Annotated in this window: 20 protein-coding genes; 6 read left to right on the top strand and 14 right to left on the bottom strand. The window is 68.6% G+C overall.

Going from position 1 to position 20,558, the window contains the following annotated elements:
* Positions 1–22: 22 nt before the first annotated feature.
* Positions 23–454 carry an arsenate reductase ArsC gene (locus BH708_RS03005; protein ID WP_076806504.1) on the top strand — a complete coding sequence of 144 codons (432 nt, stop codon included), beginning with the start codon at positions 23–25 and terminating at the stop codon, positions 452–454.
* Positions 455–462: 8 nt separating this feature from the next.
* A complete protein-coding gene (locus tag BH708_RS03000) occupies positions 463–1,122 on the top strand; it encodes an arsenate reductase ArsC (protein WP_076806502.1) in 660 nt (219 codons plus the stop codon).
* Positions 1,123–1,234: 112 nt separating this feature from the next.
* Here the strand turns inward: BH708_RS03000 and merA are convergent, their stop codons facing one another.
* A complete protein-coding gene (gene merA, locus BH708_RS02995) occupies positions 1,235–2,680 on the bottom strand; it encodes a mercury(II) reductase (protein ID WP_076806500.1) in 1,446 nt (481 codons plus the stop codon).
* Positions 2,681–2,775: 95 nt separating this feature from the next.
* Here merA and BH708_RS02990 point away from each other — a divergent pair, with 95 nt between their 5' ends.
* On the top strand, positions 2,776–3,165 hold the full coding sequence (locus BH708_RS02990) for a heavy metal-responsive transcriptional regulator (RefSeq protein WP_076806498.1): 390 nt from the start codon (positions 2,776–2,778) through the stop codon (positions 3,163–3,165).
* Here the strand turns inward: BH708_RS02990 and BH708_RS02985 are convergent.
* The 4 genes from BH708_RS02985 to BH708_RS02970 all read right to left on the bottom strand — a co-directional run bounded on the left by BH708_RS02985 (position 3,156) and on the right by BH708_RS02970 (position 6,100).
* Positions 3,156–3,617 carry an IS5/IS1182 family transposase gene (locus tag BH708_RS02985; RefSeq protein WP_076806496.1) on the bottom strand — a complete coding sequence of 154 codons (462 nt, stop codon included), beginning with the start codon at positions 3,615–3,617 and terminating at the stop codon, positions 3,156–3,158. The two genes, BH708_RS02990 and BH708_RS02985, sit on opposite strands and share 10 nt — an antisense overlap.
* A gap of 143 nt (positions 3,618–3,760) precedes the next feature.
* Entirely contained in the window at positions 3,761–3,925 is a 165-nt protein-coding gene (locus BH708_RS19725) for a hypothetical protein (protein ID WP_157235707.1), read from the bottom strand.
* Between the two features lie 161 nt (positions 3,926–4,086).
* A complete protein-coding gene (locus BH708_RS02975) occupies positions 4,087–4,329 on the bottom strand; it encodes a hypothetical protein (protein ID WP_076806494.1) in 243 nt (80 codons plus the stop codon).
* A gap of 1,525 nt (positions 4,330–5,854) precedes the next feature.
* The gene (locus BH708_RS02970) at positions 5,855–6,100 is read right to left on the bottom strand and encodes a hypothetical protein (RefSeq protein WP_076806493.1); all 246 of its coding nucleotides are present in this window, start codon (positions 6,098–6,100) and stop codon (positions 5,855–5,857) included.
* A gap of 232 nt (positions 6,101–6,332) precedes the next feature.
* Here BH708_RS02970 and BH708_RS02965 point away from each other — a divergent pair, with 232 nt between their 5' ends.
* Positions 6,333–8,849: a hypothetical protein gene (locus tag BH708_RS02965; RefSeq protein ID WP_157235704.1), complete on the top strand. Its 2,517-nt coding sequence runs from the start codon at positions 6,333–6,335 to the stop codon at positions 8,847–8,849.
* Positions 8,850–8,854: 5 nt separating this feature from the next.
* Positions 8,855–10,258, top strand: coding sequence for a hypothetical protein (locus BH708_RS02960; RefSeq protein WP_076806491.1), 1,404 nt, complete (start codon positions 8,855–8,857; stop codon positions 10,256–10,258).
* 282 nt (positions 10,259–10,540) lie between these two features.
* Here the strand turns inward: BH708_RS02960 and BH708_RS02955 are convergent, their stop codons facing one another.
* The 9 genes from BH708_RS02955 to BH708_RS02915 all read right to left on the bottom strand — a co-directional run bounded on the left by BH708_RS02955 (position 10,541) and on the right by BH708_RS02915 (position 19,124).
* Positions 10,541–11,962: an NADH-quinone oxidoreductase subunit N gene (locus BH708_RS02955; protein ID WP_172805731.1), complete on the bottom strand. Its 1,422-nt coding sequence runs from the start codon at positions 11,960–11,962 to the stop codon at positions 10,541–10,543.
* A gap of 15 nt (positions 11,963–11,977) precedes the next feature.
* Positions 11,978–13,474: a NuoM family protein gene (locus BH708_RS02950; RefSeq protein ID WP_253705456.1), complete on the bottom strand. Its 1,497-nt coding sequence runs from the start codon at positions 13,472–13,474 to the stop codon at positions 11,978–11,980.
* Positions 13,471–15,303 (bottom strand): NADH-quinone oxidoreductase subunit L, encoded by a 1,833-nt coding sequence (locus tag BH708_RS02945; protein WP_076806487.1) that lies wholly within the window; start codon positions 15,301–15,303, stop codon positions 13,471–13,473. Before BH708_RS02945 ends, BH708_RS02950 begins: the two co-directional genes overlap by 4 nt.
* Positions 15,300–15,602: an NADH-quinone oxidoreductase subunit K gene (locus tag BH708_RS02940; protein ID WP_076806484.1), complete on the bottom strand. Its 303-nt coding sequence runs from the start codon at positions 15,600–15,602 to the stop codon at positions 15,300–15,302. Before BH708_RS02940 ends, BH708_RS02945 begins: the two co-directional genes overlap by 4 nt.
* Positions 15,599–16,162 carry an NADH-quinone oxidoreductase subunit J gene (locus tag BH708_RS02935; RefSeq protein ID WP_076806482.1) on the bottom strand — a complete coding sequence of 188 codons (564 nt, stop codon included), beginning with the start codon at positions 16,160–16,162 and terminating at the stop codon, positions 15,599–15,601. The genes BH708_RS02940 and BH708_RS02935 overlap by 4 nt, the downstream gene beginning before the upstream one ends.
* Before the next feature lie 3 nt (positions 16,163–16,165).
* Positions 16,166–17,098: a complex I subunit 1 family protein gene (locus BH708_RS02930; RefSeq protein ID WP_076806480.1), complete on the bottom strand. Its 933-nt coding sequence runs from the start codon at positions 17,096–17,098 to the stop codon at positions 16,166–16,168.
* Complete coding sequence (locus tag BH708_RS20235; protein WP_157235701.1) at positions 17,091–18,353, bottom strand: hypothetical protein; 1,263 nt, start codon at positions 18,351–18,353, stop codon at positions 17,091–17,093. The genes BH708_RS02930 and BH708_RS20235 overlap by 8 nt, the downstream gene beginning before the upstream one ends.
* Positions 18,350–18,694, bottom strand: coding sequence for an NADH-quinone oxidoreductase subunit A (locus BH708_RS02920; protein WP_076806476.1), 345 nt, complete (start codon positions 18,692–18,694; stop codon positions 18,350–18,352). The genes BH708_RS20235 and BH708_RS02920 overlap by 4 nt, the downstream gene beginning before the upstream one ends.
* A 184-nt stretch (positions 18,695–18,878) precedes the next feature.
* Positions 18,879–19,124: a YHS domain-containing protein gene (locus BH708_RS02915; protein ID WP_076806474.1), complete on the bottom strand. Its 246-nt coding sequence runs from the start codon at positions 19,122–19,124 to the stop codon at positions 18,879–18,881.
* Between the two features lie 151 nt (positions 19,125–19,275).
* Between BH708_RS02915 and BH708_RS02910 the strand changes: the two genes are divergently transcribed.
* Positions 19,276–20,550 (top strand): NAD(P)/FAD-dependent oxidoreductase, encoded by a 1,275-nt coding sequence (locus BH708_RS02910; protein ID WP_076806472.1) that lies wholly within the window; start codon positions 19,276–19,278, stop codon positions 20,548–20,550.
* Positions 20,551–20,558: the final 8 nt, after the last annotated feature.

Raw genomic sequence — 20,558 nt, 5'->3', positions numbered from 1 at the left:
TGCTGCCTGTTTGGAGATCCTCATGACCGCATGTCCCAGTGTCCTGTTCGTCTGTGTCCACAACGCCGGCCGCTCGCAGATGGCGGCAGGATGGCTGCGTGACATCGCCGGCGACCGCATCGAGGTGCGTTCCGCCGGTTCCGCGCCCGCCGACTCGATCAACCCCGCTGCAGTGGCGGCGATGGCGGAGGTCGGCATCGACATCTCCCACCAGTCCCCGAAGATCCTCACCCCCGAATCCGTCCATGCCTCCGACGTGGTCATCACCATGGGCTGCGGGGACGCCTGCCCGATCTACCCCGGCAAGCGGTACGAGGACTGGAAGCTCGCAGACCCGGCCGGGAAGGGCGTCGCGGAGGTCCGCCCCGTCCGCGATGAGATCCGCGCCCGCGTCGAGGAGCTCATCGCCAGCCTCCTGCCGCAGGGCACCTCGACCACCTCGGCTAAGAACTGAGGATCGAGATGGCATCGCAGCGTGAAACCCCTTCGCTCCTGAGCGCCGAGCACGTCCTCCACAGCATCGCCGAGGACCTCTCCCGCCGCTTCACCGGAGTGTTCGCTGCCGAGACGGTCGCCCGGTACGTCTTCGAGTCCTACACCGCTCTGGCTCGCACCCCGAAGATCACTTCGCACCTGCCCTCGCTCACCGAGCGCTTCGCCCGAGACCGATTGACCGCCCTCGCACAAGCCAAGGGCGCCGCCCCCCACGACGTCCCCGAAGTGCTGCTGGTGTGCGTCCAGAACGCAGGCCGCTCACAGATGGCCGCCGCACTCCTGGATCACCACGCGGCCGGTCGAGTGCACGTCCGCTCCGCCGGCTCCACACCCAGCGACGCATTACACCCGCGGGCCGTGGACGTCATGCGAGAAATCGGGATCGACCTTGCCTCCGCATTCCCCAAGCCTCTCACCGATGATGTCGTCCGCGCAGCCGACGTCGTCATCACCATGGGCTGCGGAGACGCCTGCCCCATCTACCCCGGCAAACGCTATGAGGACTGGGACCTCCGCGACCCAGCAGACAGCACACTCGAGCAAGCACGCGAAGTCCGCGACGAGATCGACGCCCGCGTCCGCCACCTACTGACCGAAACTCTTCCTGCATCCACAACGCCCCACTGACTGACGCGCGGAGAAACTCAGCGCCACAATTCCCTGGCTGCCGGGGGCGGCATCGTTCGCCTGTGCACTAGGCCGTGTAGCTAAAGGCAGCGGTGACTATCGCGTGGCCGGATCAGGCGCAGCAGGACAGCTGGGAGGGGTCGGTGGTGAAGGACTGGCAGGCAAGTTTGATGCCTTCGGTCATGGTCAGGTAGGGCGCCCACATGGCGGCGACGTCCTGATAGGTCTGGTGTCCCTCGAGGAGGAAGACGCCGGCGGCGGCGAGTTCGCCGGCGTCCTTGGCGAGGGCAGTGATGCCGAGGATGCGGCCGGTTTCGTCGTCGATGACGACCTTGATGAATCCGCGGGTGTCCCGGTTGACCAGGGCGCGGGGCACGTAGTCCAGCGGCAGCACGCGGCAGTTGCAGCGGTAGCCGGCCGCCAGGGCCTCTGTCTCGGTCATCCCGACCGCGCCAATGGCGGGACTGGTGAACGTTACCCGGGGCAGGTGGGCGTAGTTGACCGTCCGTCCCGCCCCGGTGAAGGCGTTGTCGATAGCTATCGCCCCGTGGTGGGCGGCGACGTAGACGAACTCCGGGTGCCCGGTGACGTCCCCGGCGGCCCAGATCCGCGGATTGCCGGTGGCCAGTGAATCGTCGACGATGATCTCGCCGCTGGGACCGGTCTGGACCTGGACCGTCTCCAGGTTCAGGGAGTCGGTGACCGGACGTCGGCCCAGTGCCACCAGCACCCGCTGGGCGCGGAACTGGCCGGTCCGGCCTTCGACGGTCGCAGTGACGGTCACCTCACCGGTCGCCTCGTCCTGGCTGATCGTGGCGAGCTGGGCATGGCGGAGCACCGTGATGCCCTCGTCGGCGAAGACCGATGCCAGCACCGGGTCGACCTCGGGCTCCTCGGCGGAGGCCAGTCGGGAGCGGACCAGCATGGTCACTGTCGAGCCGAGCCGGGCGAAGAGCTGGGCCAGCTCCAAGGCGACGTACCCGCCACCGAGGACCAACAGGGACTCGGGGACCTCGGTGAGCTCCATCGCGGTGGTCGAGGTCAGGTAGTCGACCTGCTCCAGCCCTGGGAGGTTCGGGATCCAGGGGTGGGCTCCGGTGGCGACCAGGTAATGCTTCGCCTCGATCACCTCGGCGTTCCCGTCCGGGCCGGTGACCCGCAGCACCGGGGCCTCCGGGGAGCCGGTGAAGGAGGCCACACCCTTCCGGATCGGCCAGTCGTAGGAGGCGGCGAGATCGACGTACTTGTCCGACCGCAGGCCCTCCACCAGCGATTGCTTGGCCTGGATCAGGGCCGGCATGTCCACCGGGCCGGCCCCGGCGGCAATACCGGGGAACCGGCCGGTCGCGTCGGCGGCGACGTGCCGAGCCTCGGCGGCGGCGAGCAGCGCTTTGGACGGCACGCAGCCGATATTCACGCAGGTCCCGCCGACCGTGCTGCGCTCGATCATCACCACCGACTTGCCCAGGTTCCGGGCCCGGATCGCGGCGGAGAACGCCGCACCCCCGGAGCCGATCACTGCCAGGTCTACCTTCTGGCCCACGAGCGCTCCCCCCATAACTTGTCGAACTACTCCACTGAGGCCAGAATGGACCTTCCAGTGCAGGGGAAGGTCAAGTCCACCCCTTCGGGGACCCCGGGAAGAGGGCTGTCATGAGGATCGGTGAACTCGCCTCCGCCGCGGGCACCAGCACCAAGACACTGCGGTTCTATGAAGCGCAGGGCTTGCTGCCCGCCCCGAACCGGACGGCCGCCGGGTACCGGGACTACGAACCGACCGTGCTCGACCGGCTGGACTTCGTCCGCCGCGGCCAGGCCGCCGGACTCACCCTGGCCCAGATCCAGCAGGTGCTGGAGATCCGCGACGGCGGACAGGCCCCCTGCGGCCACGTCCGCGATCTGCTCGACAAACGCCTGGTGGACATCGAGCACCAGCTGCGCAGCCTGACCGCACTGCGCGACACCCTCACCTCCCTCCGTGACGAGGCCACCACCCTCCACCCCGACACCTGCGGCCCCGACCAGGTCTGCCGTTACGTCTGAACCGCGCTGCGCTCACCGGTGGCGAGCCAGTGGAGGGTGGCGGCCAGGCACAGTCCGGCGTGGTAACAGCCGGCGCTCTTGTCGGAGCGCAGCGCGATCCCGCGCCACTGCCTGAGACGGTTTAAGCACCGCTCCACGAGGTCGCGGCCGCGATACCGGGCCCGTTGCTGCCCCCCGAAATCGATCGGTCGGCCCGGCCTGGTCCGGCGGTGGGCGATCTGATCGTTGCGTTCGGGGATCGTCGCGGCGATGCCGTGCGCGCGTAACCAGGCCCGATTCGCTTTCGAGGGGTAGCCCTTGTCCGCGAGCACCCGGTCTGGACGGGTCCGCGGCCGGCCGACCGGCCCGGGCACGCGGATCTGCTCCAGGGTGGGGACAAGCATGCTCGCATCAGCCGCCTGCCCCGGGGTGAGGACGAACGCCAGCCCCCGGCCGCGCCCGTCACAGACCAGATGCGTCTTCGTCAGCTCGCGCGGGCATCTGATCGCGTGGTCAGACGGCTCCGGCCCGAACTTCTTGTAGTTCGAGCCAGCCAGAGGTGCTTAGCAACACGGCCTAGTTGTTGCGGCCCATCTTCGAGGTCGCCCGTACGACGTCAGCTCGCAGAGCTCGCGCGCGGCACCACGCTCAACGATCCGGCCATGCCGCGCCGCTGCATCAGCGTACGAACTCGGTCGGCCCAGAACGGGGTCGGTCCGATCAACTGGATCCACCGGGCGCCACGCACATCGACCAGCTGAACGATCAGCTCCTGCGCCATCGACAGAGACGACCCTTGCATCGACGAGCAGTCGATCAGCGCCGCATCGATCGGACCGCCCGTGGCGAGTCGCCGTGCCGTAGACCGTGCACCAGACAGGCGCGGCATCGTGACCACCCCGGTGGCGAGGACCGGCGCCTCCTGCTCGAGGCTGAGGGCGGTCACGACTCAGCCCCCGCGACGGTACGGTCGAGCTCGGTCCACTCGTGGGTGACACGGACGATGCCGGCCTCTCGATGCCTTGCACTCAGTGGGAGGTCGTAGACGATCCCGCCACCGTCCACGTGATGCTGTGCGCGCATCACCGACGCTGCCGCGTCCAGCTCCCAACCCAGCCACTCGTGAGAGAGCTTCTCGGTCTTCCCGGTGGTGAACTCCGTCGTGATCGTCAAGCGCGTGGTCATCTCGTGCGCCTCCCTCGCATCAGCCGTGCACTCTTGAAGTAGTCGACAAGGAAGTGGGCGCACTCCACGTCCCGCGGGACGACCCCGCCACCCGACCGGCCGCACCGCACCAGTCGCCGACAGGCGTCCCGATCCCGCCGAGCACCAGCGAGGCGTCCGGGCATGGGCGACAGCCACGGGAGCCGCTATCCGCAGACCGGCCGCGCTGACCCCAGCGGCGAGATGAGGCAAGGCAGCGGATAAAACGAGCAGGACTGCTGCATGCCATCGAGTTCGCGATAGGAGGGGGGTCGCTCACGCTTCCCTCCCCGGCCGATTCGCCCCGTAGTCGTCCTCGCCTGGGGGCTCGTCCTTCCTTGGTGCTCTCTGTCCGGTCCGGTCGGTTCGCTCCCGGCGGCGCTTCGCGCCGTGGGGCTGCGCCCCTGCTGATCGGTTCGTTGTCGTGTCGGTGTCGGTGCGGTGTGCTCGTGACGCACCCATTGCGCCAACTGGGCGGTGCTCTTCGTGACGCAACCACGTCGCTACCTGGACGCGTTCTCGCGACGCGTCCCCTCCCCCGGTGCCATCACGTCTCGGCGGTGCGTTTACGTCACCGGTGTGGATTTCCTCGTTCTCACGGCGTCCTCGTCACGGCGTCTGCTCGTGCTCCGCACTTCGCATCGGGCTACGCCGACTACTCGCACTATGTGTTTCGCAGCGCTTCGCGTCTCGCTGTCTTGGCCTGTCTTGGCGCGCGCAGCGCTGATCGTGCACGCTCCCCGTATCGCATCGGTGCGGATTCCCGGGTCCCCACATCCTCGTAGCACTGGCTCCTCGGATCGACGATTCTGACTTACATCCCCACGTCCACATGTTCCCGGGGCGATGTCGATGCAGGCAGTGATGGGGCGTCTCGTGTTCGTCGCACGAGGTGTTCGGTCCCGCCCACTTCACGGGGTACGAGGCGTTCGCGCCCCTCGGCGTCCTCGTCTCGTCTGCGTCCCGGAGGGTCATGGATGGTCTCGTTTGTCGGAATCTGTTGCACCGCTGCGCGGTGCGTGGCGCGCAGCGCCTGCGTGCCGCCTGCGGTACGCATCGCGGAGCGGCGGGTCGTTCACGCGGAGCGTCCAGAGGTACGCCCACCGGTTCGAGCGCGGAGCGCGAGAAACGGACCGTGGCGCAGCGCAACGGTCACGCGAAGCGTGAACGGGACGCCCTCGACGCGGGATCCGGGCGCAGCCCGGTGCGAAGGCTCTGCCTGAGCATTCCCCGCCGGATCGGATGACCTCACACAAGACGCAGAATCGACCACCACAGCGGCGGAGCCAATAAGCGCAGGGGTCGATACGAAGACGAGGTCATACGACTGGACGCACCACGATTCCCGCGGCGAAGCCGCATCGTGGACACAGCGCGTACAGGGCGGGGATGCCGAGGCGCTTGGTGTCGGTGTTCATTGAGGTGAGCTGCGGTCCAGAATTTGAGACACGCAGTTCGTTCCGTGAGACACCCCGTTAAGCGTGTCGTGGGCAGGCTCCGAAGAAACTCAGTGAAGGTGTATGTGGTTCGCGATGTAGGTCGCCGTTGAGAGAGTCAGATCAGGCCGCGCTCGACGTAGGGTCTTGATGTTCTCCATTCTAGTGGCGGACGCTCCGGCGTCGCCGACCACGCTACGACCCCACGTTGCAGCCTCCGACTCGTCAGCGAATCCCGCCTCGCGGATGGCCACGCGCTGGTCGCGCCGATCCCCGCCGATCTTCGACCCGAGGTTCTGGAAATACTTGTGTGCCATGCACACATGTAAGCATGGCTCACGTCCGAAGATCCTGCTGCTTCGTCTTGAGTTGCGCCCTTCATGCGGCTTCCGTAACGGAGCATCACACCTGCAGCCCACCGGGTCGGCGAGTTCGAGCGTCGACCGCCGCGAACCGTGAGCGCTATCGCCAGGGATTCCACCGAGCGTAGGAAGAAATCCGCTCCTTCGCATATGGGTGGGCATGAGTACTCGTACAGTGCTCCGCCGGGTGACGCGAGCATCCGGCGGGCAGAACAGTCCCGAGCTCGTCGCGACTCGGATGCGGTCGTTCGCGTCGTCGCTGGGCCCCCGCACCGCCGCCACTTTCCTGGCCGTGATGACCGACGAGGGACTGGAGAACTACCTCGTCACTCCGGACACGGACAACATGAACAAGGCAGCGTTGTCGGCGGCTCATGCGGTCACCGGCAAACTCGCTTACGCCGACGAACTTCCCGACCTGGGCGCGGCGCCGTCGATGAGGCATCTGTTCTTCCGACCCCGCGGTACCCGCACTTCGACGACGCAGACGGGCAAGGATCCGTTCTCGATGGCGGCGTCGCTGGCGGACATGCCGGTCGGCTCTTGGGTGGCGATCACGATGCGCGCCCCGCACCGGAGCCTGACCCGCCACGAGGACCGGGCCTGGGACCGGTGGATCAAGGGCCGGATCGTCGGCGGCACCCACCACTCGCTGGAACCGAACGGCGTGATCGCGCACGTCGCCGCGGCGTCCACGTCGGGCGCCAGTGTGGATTCGCTGCTGCGTCAGGTGGCCGGGGACATGCACGGCTTCGACCTCGAGACCCGCACCGTGTCCTTCCCTCGGCCCTGGGTGATCGCCCAGCATCTCGTCGCTGCTGTGGCGCTGCTCGTCGCGGGCGTCGGTGCGCGCCTGGCCGCGCCTGCGATCGGCGACGTCGTCCCGCCGGAGATCACCACCACGATCGGCACGGCTGTGATGGCCACATTGGTGCTCCCGCTGTTGACAATGCTGGCCTACATCGCGTGCGGCAGGCGGTACCAGCGGCGCTTCCGTGACGGCCGGTTCCCACTCCCCCGCCGGCGCTGGGCGCTGCGCACGCGGCAACCGACGCAGGGCAATGATCTCGGCCGCGCCGAGTCCGCCGGCGACTTTACCCCGTCCGGGGCGAAAAAGACCGCTGCGAGCCCAGGGGACTACCCGCTGGATCGCGGATCGTTCAAGCTCGGTGCGCTCCTGCCGGTCGGGGTGCTCGCCCCCGCGTCGGGGTCCGCCTCCGGCACTTCGGAGACCGGTGACCGGCACGCGCCCGCCACGCTGCTGCGACGCATCGGACCGGTGATCGGGGTCGATGCGCTCGGTCAGATGGTGCGGCTGTCGGCGCGGGACCTGTGGGCGGGAATCGCCGTGTTCGGCAAACCCCGCTCGGGCAAGTCGTACCTGCTTCGGTCGCTGTTCGCGTTCTTGATGATGGACCAACAGCCCCTGCCCCGTGAGGAGGCCGAGACGGTCGAGCAGTCCCAGTCGATGCTCGGCACCCAGGGGGCGGTCATCGCGTTCGAGTCGAAGTCCGGAACCGACGCCGCCGAGTACCAGGCCTGGGCGAGAACGCTCGGGACCCGGAAGGTGCACGTGTTCGACCTCGCCGACCCCGACGGGGCGCGCATCGACATGTTCTCCGCCGGCACCACGGTCACCGACCGGGCCGCGAAGTTCGTCGACACGATGATCTACCACTGGGGCGATGACTCCATCGGCGCCGCCTCTGCCAAGACACTGCGCGGCGTGTTCACTACCGCGCTCGGCGTCCCCACGTCGGTGCTGACCGATGCGATCGCCACGCACCCGGATGCGCCGACGCCGGCACCGCTGTCGACCCCGATGTCGATCGCGCACGTACTGCTGGGCGGCTACGGCGACGAGTTCGGCATCCACCTGGCCGAGACCATCCGCCGCCACCTCGCCGACGTGAAGGCGAACCGCATCGACGGCGATCGAGAGGCGATCGAGATCGCCGTCGGCGGACTGTCGGAACTGTACGGCCCGGCCGTGAAGCCCGCCGCCCGCGCCGGATTGCAAAAGGCCCCCTCGTCGAAGGTGGAGGTGCTGATGCTCGCCCCGCACTGGTGGCGCACCGACGGCCGCGTCGCCTCCTTCGAACAGATCCTGGCCCGCCATCTGCGGATCGTCATCAACTCCGGTGCCACCTCGAGACGCACCGGTGCCAGCGCCGACAACGTCCGCCTGCCCGCCGCGGTCGGTGACGCGCTGTCCGGCATGCTGTTGTACTCGCTGCGGGAGGCGATCCAAGACGTCTGCGCCGGATGGGAAAACCAGGGGCGCTACGTCGCGATCATCTCCGACGAGCTCTCCCGCGTCGCCAAGAACTCCCCCGATGTCATCGAGTGGACCCGCATGCAAGGCCGCGCGTTCGGAGTGATCCCGATCTTTGCCACTCAGGAGCCCGAGCAGTTGCCCGAGGCGGTCCGGCGCACCACGTTCTCGCTGTCGACGGTGATCTCCTACGCGCAGGAGAACTCCGATGTCGCTTCGCAGATCGCCAAGGACTTCACCGGCGGAGCGACCGAGGGGTTCGAGGTCGTCCACCCCAAGGAAGTGATGGACCTCCCCCGCTACATGACGCTCGTGCGCACCGTCCTCGATCAGCAGCGGATGAACGTCTTCACCGCCACGATCCACCCCTTCGAGGACGACCGCGACGCGTTCCGCGACACCGTCTACCCGCCCAGCCAGGAGGACTGACCACCATGACCAGCAGAGCCCTCGACGAGCTTCCCTCCCGCAACCCGACCGGTGCGTTCCGCGCCACCGATAGGGCCGACCCGTACTGGGGCGGCATGTTCGCCACCGGCATCTCCGACGGTTGGGTCAGCGCCTCCCAGCACCGCCGCGCCACCCCGGAGCAGAAGCGGTGGTCGGGCGTCCCGGCCAGCTTCGTCACCGACCCCGCCGATGCGCTGGCGCAGATGCGCACCAACCGTCACCGCCCCTCCATCCTCGGCGCCCTCGGCGCGGTGGCCTCGTGGCGGACCATCACTCGTGAACAGCTGGCGGCCATCACCGGCTCCGCCGTCATGGCGCGCACCTACCCCAAGTCGCTGTCGGCACCCTTCTCCGCCGGCCTGCTCGCTCACGGGCACGTGTCGGCGGGCATGAATCGTCTCGCCCCCGCCCGGGACCGGATGAGCATGTGGGCCGTCGGCGACCAGATCGACGCCTACGCCCGATACCGCAAGTCCCTCACGTTCGCCGAACATGTCGCGGTCACCGGCGGGCAGGGTTGGGACGCCGAGCACCGCTTCGACCGCCACAACGTGCTCACCACCGAACTCGCGCTGCGAGTCGCGGAGTACTGCGACGTCGCCACCGTGCTCGGAGAGAAGCAGATGGCCCTGCCGGCGCTGCTGGCCGCGGCCGGGATCGAAGCTGCCCAGGCGGACCTGGGCCGCAAGCCGGATGCCGGTATCGTCCGGCGCGACGGGTTGGTGATCGCGGTCGAGACCACCGCCTCGGTCGGGAGAGGATTCCGCGGCAAGGTCGCCAAGTGGGCCCAGATCCTGCAGCGCCACCCCACCTACGAGCTGCCCTTGGTCGTGCTCGTCGTGGACGCGTCGACCCCGTCGCAGGCCACCAGCGCGGCGGCGAAGAACACCACAACCGCCGAAATCCAGGCTGCGATCCGCGAAGCCGTCCGCGACTACCCCGGCACGGCACTGAACCGCACTGCCGACCGCATCGGCATGGTTCCCTGGCCCACCTGGTTCCCGGCACCCCACGAAGCCACCGCAGGTTTCCTCGACCTGACCGCGTCATTCCTCGCCCGAGGGCACGGGCGCGACGAAGGGTGGCGACAGATGCGGCTGCTCGATCCCGGCGAGATGCCCTACCGCGAAGGCACCACAGCCGCCGGCGAGACGATCGCGACGAACGCCCGCCTGCTCGCCGCGACCCCGCACTGGCTCCGCACCGGGACCGTGCCGCGCACCGACCAATACCTGGTGGATCAAGCCAGCGCCAGCGACATCGAAGTCCTGTCGAGCCCGCGCGTGCCGGATCGAATGACAGGTCCGGGGTTCACCCAGTCGGTCGCCGGACGCAAGTGGAGACACATGATCCGCCTGGACCGCACGCACCGGGAGTCAGCGGCGTGAGACTGAACGCCCCTGTCGCGACGATCACGACGACCTCGTCCAATTACCGCAGCAGCGCGGATCTGCCCGATCTGCGGACCCAGCAGGCGTTTCCGACGACCTTCCGTCAGTGCACGCCGTCCTGACCCCGGGGGACTCCGAGTGCCTCCATTCCTTTGCGCGCTTGAGATGACGAAGGAGCCGGGCCGCTCCCACGGCAACGCCTGTTTCGTGAGGGGCCGAATCCACGGCGCGACCCAGGTCCTGACCGATCACAGCGGCAATCCGCAATATGAATCGTCCCTAGAGCAACAAGGGCCCTTCCAGGACTGCCCAGAGAACACCGGCGAGGATTCCGAGTGCCAGGCTCGCGGTCGCGGCGATACCGGCGGTCGTCGCCGCCCAGGCAGCCGTCCCACCTGGGCGGGGAAAGCTTGGAGAGTCCTCGGTCGGGCGGGCGAAGACGGGGCCGAACCAGCGCAGGTAGTAGAAGAGGCTCAGCACGCTGTTGAGCATCACCAGCAGGGCGAGCCAGCCGTGCCCGCCGTCCCAGGCGGCGGTGGCAGTGGTGAGTTTGCCGACGAACACGGCCAGCGGCGGAGTGCCCACGAGTCCTAACAGCGCAATCAGCAACGCCAGTGCGAGCCCGGGGCGGGCGCGAGCTAGGCCCCGGTAGGCGGTCAGGTCCCGGTACTCGGGTAGCGCAGCGGTGACTGCGAATGCAGCTACGTTGGTGAGGGCGTAGGCCGCCAGGTAGAACAGCATCGAGGGCAGGGCGAGGTCGCTGCGCCCGGCGGCGGCCACGGGCACGAGCAGGTACCCGACCTGGGCCACTGTCGACCACCCCAGCAGTCGGCGGGGATCACGTTGCCAGTAGGCGGCGAGATTGCCGAGGAACATGGATGCCGTGGCGAGCAGCGCTGCCACGAGCAGCCAGGAACCGTCTCCGGCAGCGGCCGTAGTCACGATCCGGTACACGGCCACCAGTGCTCCGATCTTGGGCACCGTGGTGAGGAATGTGGCGGCGGTGACTCCCGTGCCTTGCGCGGCGTCGGGCACCCAGAAGTGCAGTGGCACTCCCCCGGCTTTGAAAAGCAGCCCGGCGAGCACGCACAGCACGCCAACGCCCGCGGCCCCGGCCGGGGCGTTGGGGAGCTCGTCTGCGAGCCGTGCATAGTCGGTGCCACCGGCCAAGGCGTAGAGGACGGTGACCCCGAGCATGAGCAGGATCCCAGACAGGGCCCCCATGAAGTAGGTCTTCATGGCGGCTTCGGCCCCGGAGCGGCCGCCGGTGAGCCCCACGATCCCGTACAAGGGAATGCTGGCGAGCAGGATTCCAACGATGAGCACGAGCAAGTCGGTGGCCCCGGCCAGTACCATTACGCCGGTGGTGGCGAAGAGCAGCAGCGCATAGGTGTCGGACTCCCGGCGGGAACCGGCGATCTCCCCGGACGCCACACCCAGGACCAACAAGGTCGTCACGGCGGCGATCACCCGGGCGGCGCCGGTGGCGGTGTCCACGGCGAAAGTGCCGGAGAACGCGGCCTGCGCCGGCCCGGCCATGGCGAGGGCGGCCACGGTCGCGGCCCCCAGCAGGGTCACGGCGGCCACGGCGCGGGCGATCCACTGCCGGTTCCGGGGCAGGAAGGATCCGCCCATCAGGACGACGAGCCCGCCGGCGAACATGATGATCTCCGGCAGCAGCAAGATGGGTCGCATCTGCATCGAGTCCTCCACCGGTTACCTCCCGATCAGGCCGACGAGGGCGGCCGAGGCCGGCTCGATCACCTCGAGCAATGTCTGGGGCAGCACCCCGATCAGCAGCGACAGGGCCAGCAGCGAAGCGATCGACCACAGCTCCCGGGCGTGCAGGTCCGCAAACCCGGGCGACCGGCCCGCCGTGGAGCCGGTGAACACCCGCTGCAGCGCCCGCAGGAATAAGGCGGCGGTGACCAGGATGCCCAGCAGAGCGATGGCGGTGACGGGGGCGACCGCGATGCTGCCGGCGAAGATCTGGAACTCGGCGATGAACCCGGACAGTCCGGGCAGGCCCAGGGAGGCGAACGCCCCGACTGCGAACAGTGCCGCGTAGCGCGGCGCGGGGGCAGCCAGGCCGCCGTAGGAGCCCATGTCGTAGGTGCCGGCCCTGGCTTGCATCACCCCGGCCAGGAGGAAGAGCGCGGCAGTGATCAGCCCATGACTAACCATCTGGACGACGGCGCCCGTGACTGCCACGGAACGGGCCTGGGCAGTGTCGTCAACGACGAGGCCGACGACGCCCAGGGCCAAGATGATGTAGCCCATGTGATTTACGGAGGTGTAGGCGATCATGCGTTTGAGGTTGGTCTGTGCCAGTGCCACGAATGCTCCGTACAGCACCGAGACGATTCCGATCACGATGATCACCCAGGCCCAGGCCTTCCATGCCTCTGGCAGGATCGGCATGGCGATGCGCACGAACCCGTAGGTGCCCATCTTCAGCAGCACGGCTGCCAGGACCGCCGAGCCGGTGGCCGGGGCGTCGGTGTGAGCCGGGGGCAGCCAGGTGTGGAAGGGAACAGTGGGTGTCTTCACAGCCAGGCCCACCACGATCGCCGCCAGTACCAGCCCGCCGGCCAGTGGACTGTCCTTCAGTGGGGTGGCCGCGACGAGCTCGGGGATGTCGAAGGTATGCGGTTCCGAGGCCACGAAGAGCCCGATGAAGCCCAACAGCAGCGCGAGGGAGCCCAGGAACGTGTAAAGGAAGAACTTCAGAGCCGAACGAGCCGCGTTGCCGTGGCCCCACACTGCGATCACGAAGTACATGCCCACGATGGAGAGATCGAAGAACACGAAGAACAAGATGAGGTCGGCGGCGAGGAACACTCCGAAACTCACACCCTGCAGGAACAGGAAAAGTGCCGCCTGCTCGCGGGGACGTTCGGAGTTCCGCAGGGCGTAGACGGCGCACGCCAGGAAGATGACTGCGGTCATGGCCAGCAGAGGTAATGACAGTCCGTCCACGCCGACGTGATAGCTGCTGTTGACGCCGGGGATCCACGGCACCTGCACCTCGTACGCCAACCTGTTCGGGCCCGGCTCCTCGAAACCGGCCCAGAGCACTCCGACGAGCACCAGCTCCACGGCGCTCACGGCGAGCCACGTCCAGCGGGCGGCCGCGGGAGGTATCGCTGGCACCACCGCGAGGACGGCGGCGATCGCCAAGGGCAGGAAGATGATCAGACTCAGCATGCTCATCCCATCACGGCGTAGACGGCCCAGATCACGGCACCGGTGGCGAGCACCGCGACGGTCTGGAGGAAGTACTGGTGGATGGCCCCGGTCTGTGGGGCCCGGGCCAGCTGCCCGAGTCGGCGCACCTGGCCAGCAATGGCTTCGACGCCCCGGTCCACCCCGGCGTCGTCGACACGGGCGACGGCCCGCGCCAGCACGGGGACCGCCCCTGCCAGGGTCGTCACCGCTCGATCCAGGACGTGGTCGTCGAACCGCGCCAGGGCGTGTGCCAGGGCCAGGGAGGGGCGGAGGACGACGGCGTGTGCGGCGGCCTCCAGTCCCAGCCAGCCGAGAGCCCATCTCGGCTCGGGGGCGCGCAGCCGCAGCATCAGCAACAGCACGGCCACCGCACTCCCTGCCGAGACGATCAGTGCAGGTGCCGAGACCTTGCCGTGCCCGCCCAGGGCGTCGGCGAGTATGCCACTGAGCGGGGGCAGGGCGAGCACTCCGAGCACGGCCGCGCCGACGGCGAGCACAGCCAGCGGGATCTGTTCCAGAGCTCCTACTTCGCCAGTACCGCCGGCTCGGATGCCCTTGCGGTCGCCGCGGCGCCAGATCGCCCACAGGGCCTTGCCGGCATAGGCCGCCGACAAGGCAGCAGCTATCAGCCCCGCAGCGTAGAGCCATGGGGTGGACTCGAGCGCGGCAGTGAGCACGGCGTCCTTGGTCGCCCACAGGGACAGCGGAGCGATCCCGGCCAAGGCCAGCGCCGCCACGGTGGTGGCCACACCTACCATTCGCCACCGACGGGCCGCCCCCCGCAGCTCCGTGAGGTCCTCAGTGCCCAGTGCCGTCAGCCACGCCCCGACGGCCAGGAAGAGCAGGGCTTTGACCGAGGCGTGCGCCACCAGATGGGCGGCGCCGCTGCTGACGGCGCCCACGCCGGCGGCGAGCACCACGAAACCCAGTTGAGCGACCGTGGAGGCGGCCAGTAGCTGCTTGAACTCGCGCTGCGCCAGCGCCACGACTCCCATCAGCACCGCTGTCAGCACACCGATCCAGGCGGTCACCGGCCCGGCCCACCCGGTCGAGGCCAGCAGCGGCTCCACTCGCAACAGCAGGTACCCGCCCATAGCGACCATCGCGGCGGAGTGCAGCAACGCGCTCACCGGGCTGGGGCCCTTCATCGCTCCAGAAAGCCAGAAGGAAAAGGGCAGTTGCGCGGCCTTGCCCAGCGCCGCCACCAGGATCCCGGCTGCCGCGACGTGCCGCCACGATTCTTCCGCAGCCGGCAGGTCGGCTAGGGCCATGCCCGTCCCGCCGGCCAGTGCGGCGCCAGCGGCGACATAGAGTCCCAGGTCAGCGGTACGAGTCGTGATGAAGGCGGTCAGTCCCGCCGAGACGCGGTCGGAGTCCCGCCACCAGAACCCGATCAGGGCGTAGGAGGTCGCCCCCATGAGCTCCCACGCGAACAGCAGCGCCGGGATGCTGGCGGCCGTCGCGGTCACCAGGGCAGCCGCCGAGAAGATTAGCATCAACCCGTGGAAGCGAGCCTGTGACTCCCGGATGCTGCCTGCCGCGGAGACCAGCACCAGGAAGGTCACCGCGGCGATCATCGGCACGGTCAGCGCCGCGAGAGCGTCGACGTCGAGGGCGAAGTCGGCGCCGGCGATGAACGGGTAGGACAGCGACGGCCGCGCCAGCGCAGCAGTGAACGCCAGGACGGTGGTGAGTCCGGCGGCCCCGACCGCGATCGGGGCCGCAGCGCGGTGGGCCCGGCTGAAGGCAAGCACGGTGCCCACGGTGGCCGGAAGCATGACCATGGCCAAGAGTGCGGCCTGGGCCCCGGTCATTGAGACAGCTCCTCGGCCATGTCGGTCATATCGGTCTGGCGCCGGCGGTGCAGCAGCGTGGCGATGGCGAAGCCCATGGCCATCTCCACTGTCATGGCCGCCAGCACCACCAGCAGCAGGACCTGTCCGGAGGGGTCAGGGGCGAGGAACCACCAGAATCCAGCGGCAGCCAGCAGTACCCCGTTGATCATCAGTTCCAGGCCCATCATCACCATCACGACGACTTGCTGGGACAGTGCGCCGTAAAGGCCCACCGCAAATAGTGCGGCGGCCACCACCAGTACGGCTTCGAGAATCATTGGCCCACACCGTCCGATCGGGGGTCGTCGGCCGGACGATGGCGCAGATCATCACCGAACCGGTCGTAGCGCGTGCGATGGGCCGCCAGCACCACCCCGGCCACGATGGTTGCGACCATGACAGGAGCGACCACCGCCATGACCAGCATCTTCTCGCCCATGATCTCGAGACCGAGAGCATGCGTCAGGTTCTCGGGCGGCTCGCCGCGGCGTTGCGGCCACGGAATGAGCAGGGCGCCGCCTGCCAACAGCACGAAAACGCCGACTGAGGTGCCGATCGCCGTCTTCTTCCCGTGGGTCATGTCCATGGGCATCAGCGCGGGGTTCATGCCCATGAACATCACCATGTAGACGGCCATCACGGCCATCTCCATCACCATCATCAGGATCGTGATGAGCCCGAGATAGCTCTGCTGCAGCAGGAGGATCACCACGCCCACGGCGATGAACGACAGTGCCAGCGCGTAGGTGGCCCGGGCCATGGAGTCCACCACGAACACGGCCACGCCCGCAGTCACAGCGACTATGGCCAGTACCCAGAACACGATTGCGATCAGCACGGTTCAGCCTTTCCCTACCACGACGAGTGACACGACCAGGTCCTGGACCAAGGCCGCCGGAAGCAGGATCATCCACCCGACCTCCATGAACCGGTCCGGGCGCAACAGGGGGACCTTCCGGCGCAGCCACACCAGCACGGCCAGTACCGCGACAGCCTTGACCAGCACCCATGCCCAGCCCGGCAACAACGGCCCGGCGCCACCACCCAGGAACAGCGGCACCGAGAAAGCAGCCCCGGCGGCCAGGAACATGTAGCGGCCGGCTTGGAAGAGGAGACGGTCCACCGCCGAGACCTCGGCCAGCACCCCACCGGCGATGTCTGCGGCCAGCGCCGGTGCGAACGGGCCCCACACGGAAAAACCCATCACGCCGATGAGGAAGACGACAAACGCCACCGGCATCCACACCACGAACCACAGGTCCTGCTGCGCGGCGACCACGTCCCCGACCCGGAGGCTGCTGGCCGCGATCGCCGGGGCGACCAGAGCAAACATCAGCGGCAGCTCGTAGGCCAGGCCGTGAGCGAGGAACCGGTAGCCCCCTACCAGGCCGTAGCGCGAGTTCGCACCCCACCCCACCAGCCACACCGCGGCCCAGACCATGACATCGACGACGTTGAACCACACGACGCCCACATCGAGATCAGCCACCGTCCACCGCCCCAACGGGATCACGGCGACCATCAAGAACGCTCCCACGAACATCCCGGTGCCACCGACCCGCCATAGCAGGGAGTCCGCGGCCACCGTCGTGCGTCGGCGCTGCCGCAGCAGCCGGGCAGTCTCGCTCAGAGGAGCGATCCACCCGCTGCCGGCGCCCAGCGCCCGGGCCGACAGCACCGCCTCCAGCGCCACCGCGAAGACGGCCAGACCGCAAAGTATGATCCCAGCCAGCACGGCCCACCCAGCAGGAACGGTCACCACGCCTTCAGGCATGCTTCACCTCCTGGCCCGTCGCAAACGGCTCCAGACCAAGACTGGCCACGGCCAGGCGTACAGTGGCCAGCTCCGATCCCGTCACCAGGTGCGGAACGATCTCCAATGGCACTACGGCCTCCACCGCCACAGTGCTCCCGCCACCGATCTCGACTCGGATTCGTTCCACCGTCGACAGCAGTCGGTCGTAGGCATCCCCCTGATACCCCTCCGGCAGACCGTGGCGCGCCAGATCGGACTGACCAAGCGACAACACCCCTCGCAGAGACCAGCGCAGCAACCAGGATCTCCGGACTGTGCGGTGGACCCGCTCGAGGGCATCGCGGGCGGCAGGCCGATCACCACGCAACAGAGCGTCGCGAGCCTGGCGAGCACTGGCCGCCGCACCTCTGGCCCCGACCAGCGCCAGCAGTGCCATCACGCTGTCACACCGCATTTCTGGGGCTGTCGTCGCGCCACCGCCGGGCTGGGAGCCATGCGCTCCGGTCTCGTGGTCCTGACCGTCGATGACGGACGCCGCGGCCTCGACCACGACATCGCCCTGCAGCGAGCAGCGCAGCACCAGACCGGCCGGCCAGAACGGAAGCGCCGGGCCGAGCGGTAGATGCAGGACATCCATCTCCAGACCGTCACGATCCTCGCCGCCCTGTGCCAAGGCAATTCCCTCCGGAGCCATGTCCATCCCACCATGGCCACCGTGGCCCATCGCCTCGTGGTCCATCTGGCCGTGGCCACCGTGGCCCATCGCCTCGTGGTCCATCTGGCCGTGGCCACCGTGGCCCATCGCCTCGTGGTCAATCTGGCCGTGGCCACCGTGGCCCATCGCCTCGTGGTCAATCTGGCCGTGACCTCCGTGGTCCATTACCTCGTGGTCACCGTTGTCCATCTGGCGGTGAGGTTCGAGACTCGGAGGCTTCTGCGCCCGCTCCCGGGCGTCCGTCCTGTGGTGCGGGGTGTCGAGAAGTCGAGTTGCGGCATCTTCGAGAGCAGAGCCTGCGCTTCCCGATGAATCAATGTCGGCGCGGACCCGGGGGCCCGGCATCTGGTCCCAGAGACGGTCCACCAGCTCGGCGAGCTCGGGGCCGGGCACGCCACACACCGCGAGCACGTCCGCGTCTGCCGGTGTCCACGCTTGACGCCAACCTCGGCGCAGTATCTGCTGTTCGAGCTCTACGCGCGCGAGCCATTGGCCCGGGACCTCGACGACGAGGACCCGGGCGGCACGGACGGCCAGACGGGCGAAGATCCTGGTCACACCCATCGGAATGCTCCCTCCCGCCAGGCCCACGCCACGGCGACGAACAGCGCCCCGAGGAACAAGAACATCTCCACGACGGCAGAGATCCCTACCTCTGCCACCACCACTGCCCACGGGTACATGAACAGCATCTCGACGTCGAACGCGAGGAAGACGATCGAGGCGAGATACCAGCGCACGTGAAATCGCGACAGAGCATGCTCTTCGGGTATCCAGCCCGACTGGGCAGGAAGGCCTCGCAGCGGATCGGCGCGCACACTGGTGGCGCGATGGAGCGCGTAGAGGAACAGCACAGCGGCCATCGCCACCAGCGCCATCGCTACGATCCCGGAATACACGGCGATCCCTCCCTACGCAGTCGTCGAGGCAATGAAGTCTGTCACTTACCGGCGGGATGGCTGACCCTCCCGCAAGTCCCCTTTCCATCAGTCGACGGCGTCGTCAACCCTCGTTGCCGGCTGGAGCGGTGCCCGACCCGGACGCGGGCGCGAACCCGACCCGGACGCGGGCGCGAAGTAGTGGTCAGGCGCCGACGTACTGCGCCGGATCCGCGTCGAACATCGGAGCGCAGGCGTCGCAGCAGAGGTAGTAGGTCGTGCCCTCGTACTCGCGCACCAGCCCAGCGGCCTCGGCCTCCGCCTTGACCGCCATGCTGCCCGGCATCACCGGGCACTGCGCCAGCTCCTCACCCGGCGCGGCCGCCGGAGTGTGGCTGTGCCCGCCGTGCGCGTGCTCGTGTCCGTGATCGTGGTTGTGCTCGTGAGCCATGTCTTGCTCCTCGTGTCTCGGTTGTCGCGGTCGGCCTCGGCCGCCGTGTCCGGCCTTGTTGTGGCCGGTAGGTCGCCGCTGCTGCGGTGCTACCGTGCAATCTATACCCCGCCGGGGTATCCATTGCAAGCGCTGAAGGGATTTGGGACGGATGACCGAGATCGTTGTGGTCGGCGGCGGAGCCGCGGGAGCGGCAGCTGTGGGGGAGCTACGGGCGCAGGGCTGGGACGGGGCGATCACGGTCGTCACCGGCGAGCCGGGCCCGCCCTACAACCGCACGACCGTCAGCAAGGGGCTGCTGAAAGGCCAGTACGAGGTCGACGCGGTGGCCCTGCCGGAGGCGCGTGCCGACGGCGTCACCTGGCGCCTCGCCGACCCCGCGATGTCGCTGTCCCCCTCGGCTCGCCGCCTGGACCTGGCCAGCGGGGAGAGTTTGTCTTGGGCTGCGCTGGTCATCGCCACCGGAGCTGCCCCGCGGCGGTGGACCGGGGTGGCGGAGCCGGCCACACGGGATCGCTTCCTGACACTACACACCGCCGCCGACGCGCAGCGTCTACGTCGCCTCGCCATCCTGACCGGAACCGCAGATCGACCCCGGCGGGTCGCGGTGCTGGGCGGCGGCGTCATCGCGCTCGAGGCGGCCGGCGCCCTCCAGGCCGCCGACGTCGACGTCACCGTGATCAGCCGCTCGAAGACTCCGCTGCAGCGTCACGTGGGGCCGACTGTGGGCGCTTGGATCGCCGAGCAGCACCGTCGCCATGTCCACTTCGTTCCCGATGCCACCCTGGCCAACGCTTCTCTCACTGGCGGGAGCCTGCGGCTCCAACTCACGGACGGGCAAGAGCTTTTCGTCGACCTCGCCGTGGTCGCGCATGGCACAGCGCCCGCCACGGAGTGGCTTGCCGGCAGCGGCCTGCCCATCACCGAGGGAAGTCTCATCGTCGATGACCGGCTCCGTGTACCCAGCGCAGCCGACATCTACGCCGCCGGCGACGCTGCCCGCATCCAGACCCCGGGCGGTCGCCCGACACCCCGGGGGCATTGGGCACTCGCCACCGAACAGGGCCGACATGCCGCCCGCACTGCTTTGTTCGACCTGGACGCGAGCGTCACCGACCCCGGCGCGTTCAAAACCCTGCCCACCTTCACCAGTGACGCCTATGGCACCCGCCTGACCGTCCTCGGCGAGCCGGGCACTGCGATCAGCGAGACCCTGCTCGGCGGGGACCCGACCACGGACGCCTTCACGATCGGCGCTCTGGACGACCGTGGGGGGCTCGTCGGCGTCGTCGGCATCGGCCCCGCCCTCGCCGCTCTCCGCCACAAGGACGAGATAGGTCGACACGAGCGCTTGGAGCAATCCGCCACGGCTCCCCGGGGCCCCGGGCCCGACCAAATTTTTGCGCCGCGCCCGGAGACCGCTTGACACGAGTA

The sequence above is a fragment of the Brachybacterium sp. P6-10-X1 genome (assembly GCF_001969445.1).
Taxonomy (GTDB): Bacteria; Actinomycetota; Actinomycetes; order Actinomycetales; family Dermabacteraceae; genus Brachybacterium.
The sequence above is the reverse complement of the archived record's forward strand: the minus strand, read 5'-3'. Positions and strand labels throughout refer to the sequence as shown.

Bases quoted from the DNA above. Each gene is read 5' to 3' on its own strand.
- BH708_RS03005 (WP_076806504.1), top strand. From the start codon at position 23: ATGACCGCATGTCCCAGTGTCCTGTTCGTCTGTGTCCACAACGCCGGC.
- BH708_RS03000 (WP_076806502.1), top strand. From the start codon at position 463: ATGGCATCGCAGCGTGAAACCCCTTCGCTCCTGAGCGCCGAGCACGTC.
- merA (WP_076806500.1), bottom strand. From the start codon at position 2,680: ATGGGGGGAGCGCTCGTGGGCCAGAAGGTAGACCTGGCAGTGATCGGC.
- BH708_RS02990 (WP_076806498.1), top strand. From the start codon at position 2,776: ATGAGGATCGGTGAACTCGCCTCCGCCGCGGGCACCAGCACCAAGACA.
- BH708_RS19725 (WP_157235707.1), bottom strand. From the start codon at position 3,925: ATGGCGCAGGAGCTGATCGTTCAGCTGGTCGATGTGCGTGGCGCCCGG.
- BH708_RS02975 (WP_076806494.1), bottom strand. From the start codon at position 4,329: ATGACCACGCGCTTGACGATCACGACGGAGTTCACCACCGGGAAGACC.
- BH708_RS02970 (WP_076806493.1), bottom strand. From the start codon at position 6,100: ATGGCACACAAGTATTTCCAGAACCTCGGGTCGAAGATCGGCGGGGAT.
- BH708_RS02960 (WP_076806491.1), top strand. From the start codon at position 8,855: ATGACCAGCAGAGCCCTCGACGAGCTTCCCTCCCGCAACCCGACCGGT.
- BH708_RS02955 (WP_172805731.1), bottom strand. From the start codon at position 11,962: ATGCAGATGCGACCCATCTTGCTGCTGCCGGAGATCATCATGTTCGCC.
- BH708_RS02950 (WP_253705456.1), bottom strand. From the start codon at position 13,474: ATGAGCATGCTGAGTCTGATCATCTTCCTGCCCTTGGCGATCGCCGCC.
- BH708_RS02945 (WP_076806487.1), bottom strand. From the start codon at position 15,303: ATGACCGGGGCCCAGGCCGCACTCTTGGCCATGGTCATGCTTCCGGCC.
- BH708_RS02940 (WP_076806484.1), bottom strand. From the start codon at position 15,602: ATGATTCTCGAAGCCGTACTGGTGGTGGCCGCCGCACTATTTGCGGTG.
- BH708_RS02930 (WP_076806480.1), bottom strand. From the start codon at position 17,098: ATGCCTGAAGGCGTGGTGACCGTTCCTGCTGGGTGGGCCGTGCTGGCT.
- BH708_RS02915 (WP_076806474.1), bottom strand. From the start codon at position 19,124: ATGGCTCACGAGCACAACCACGATCACGGACACGAGCACGCGCACGGC.
- BH708_RS02910 (WP_076806472.1), top strand. From the start codon at position 19,276: ATGACCGAGATCGTTGTGGTCGGCGGCGGAGCCGCGGGAGCGGCAGCT.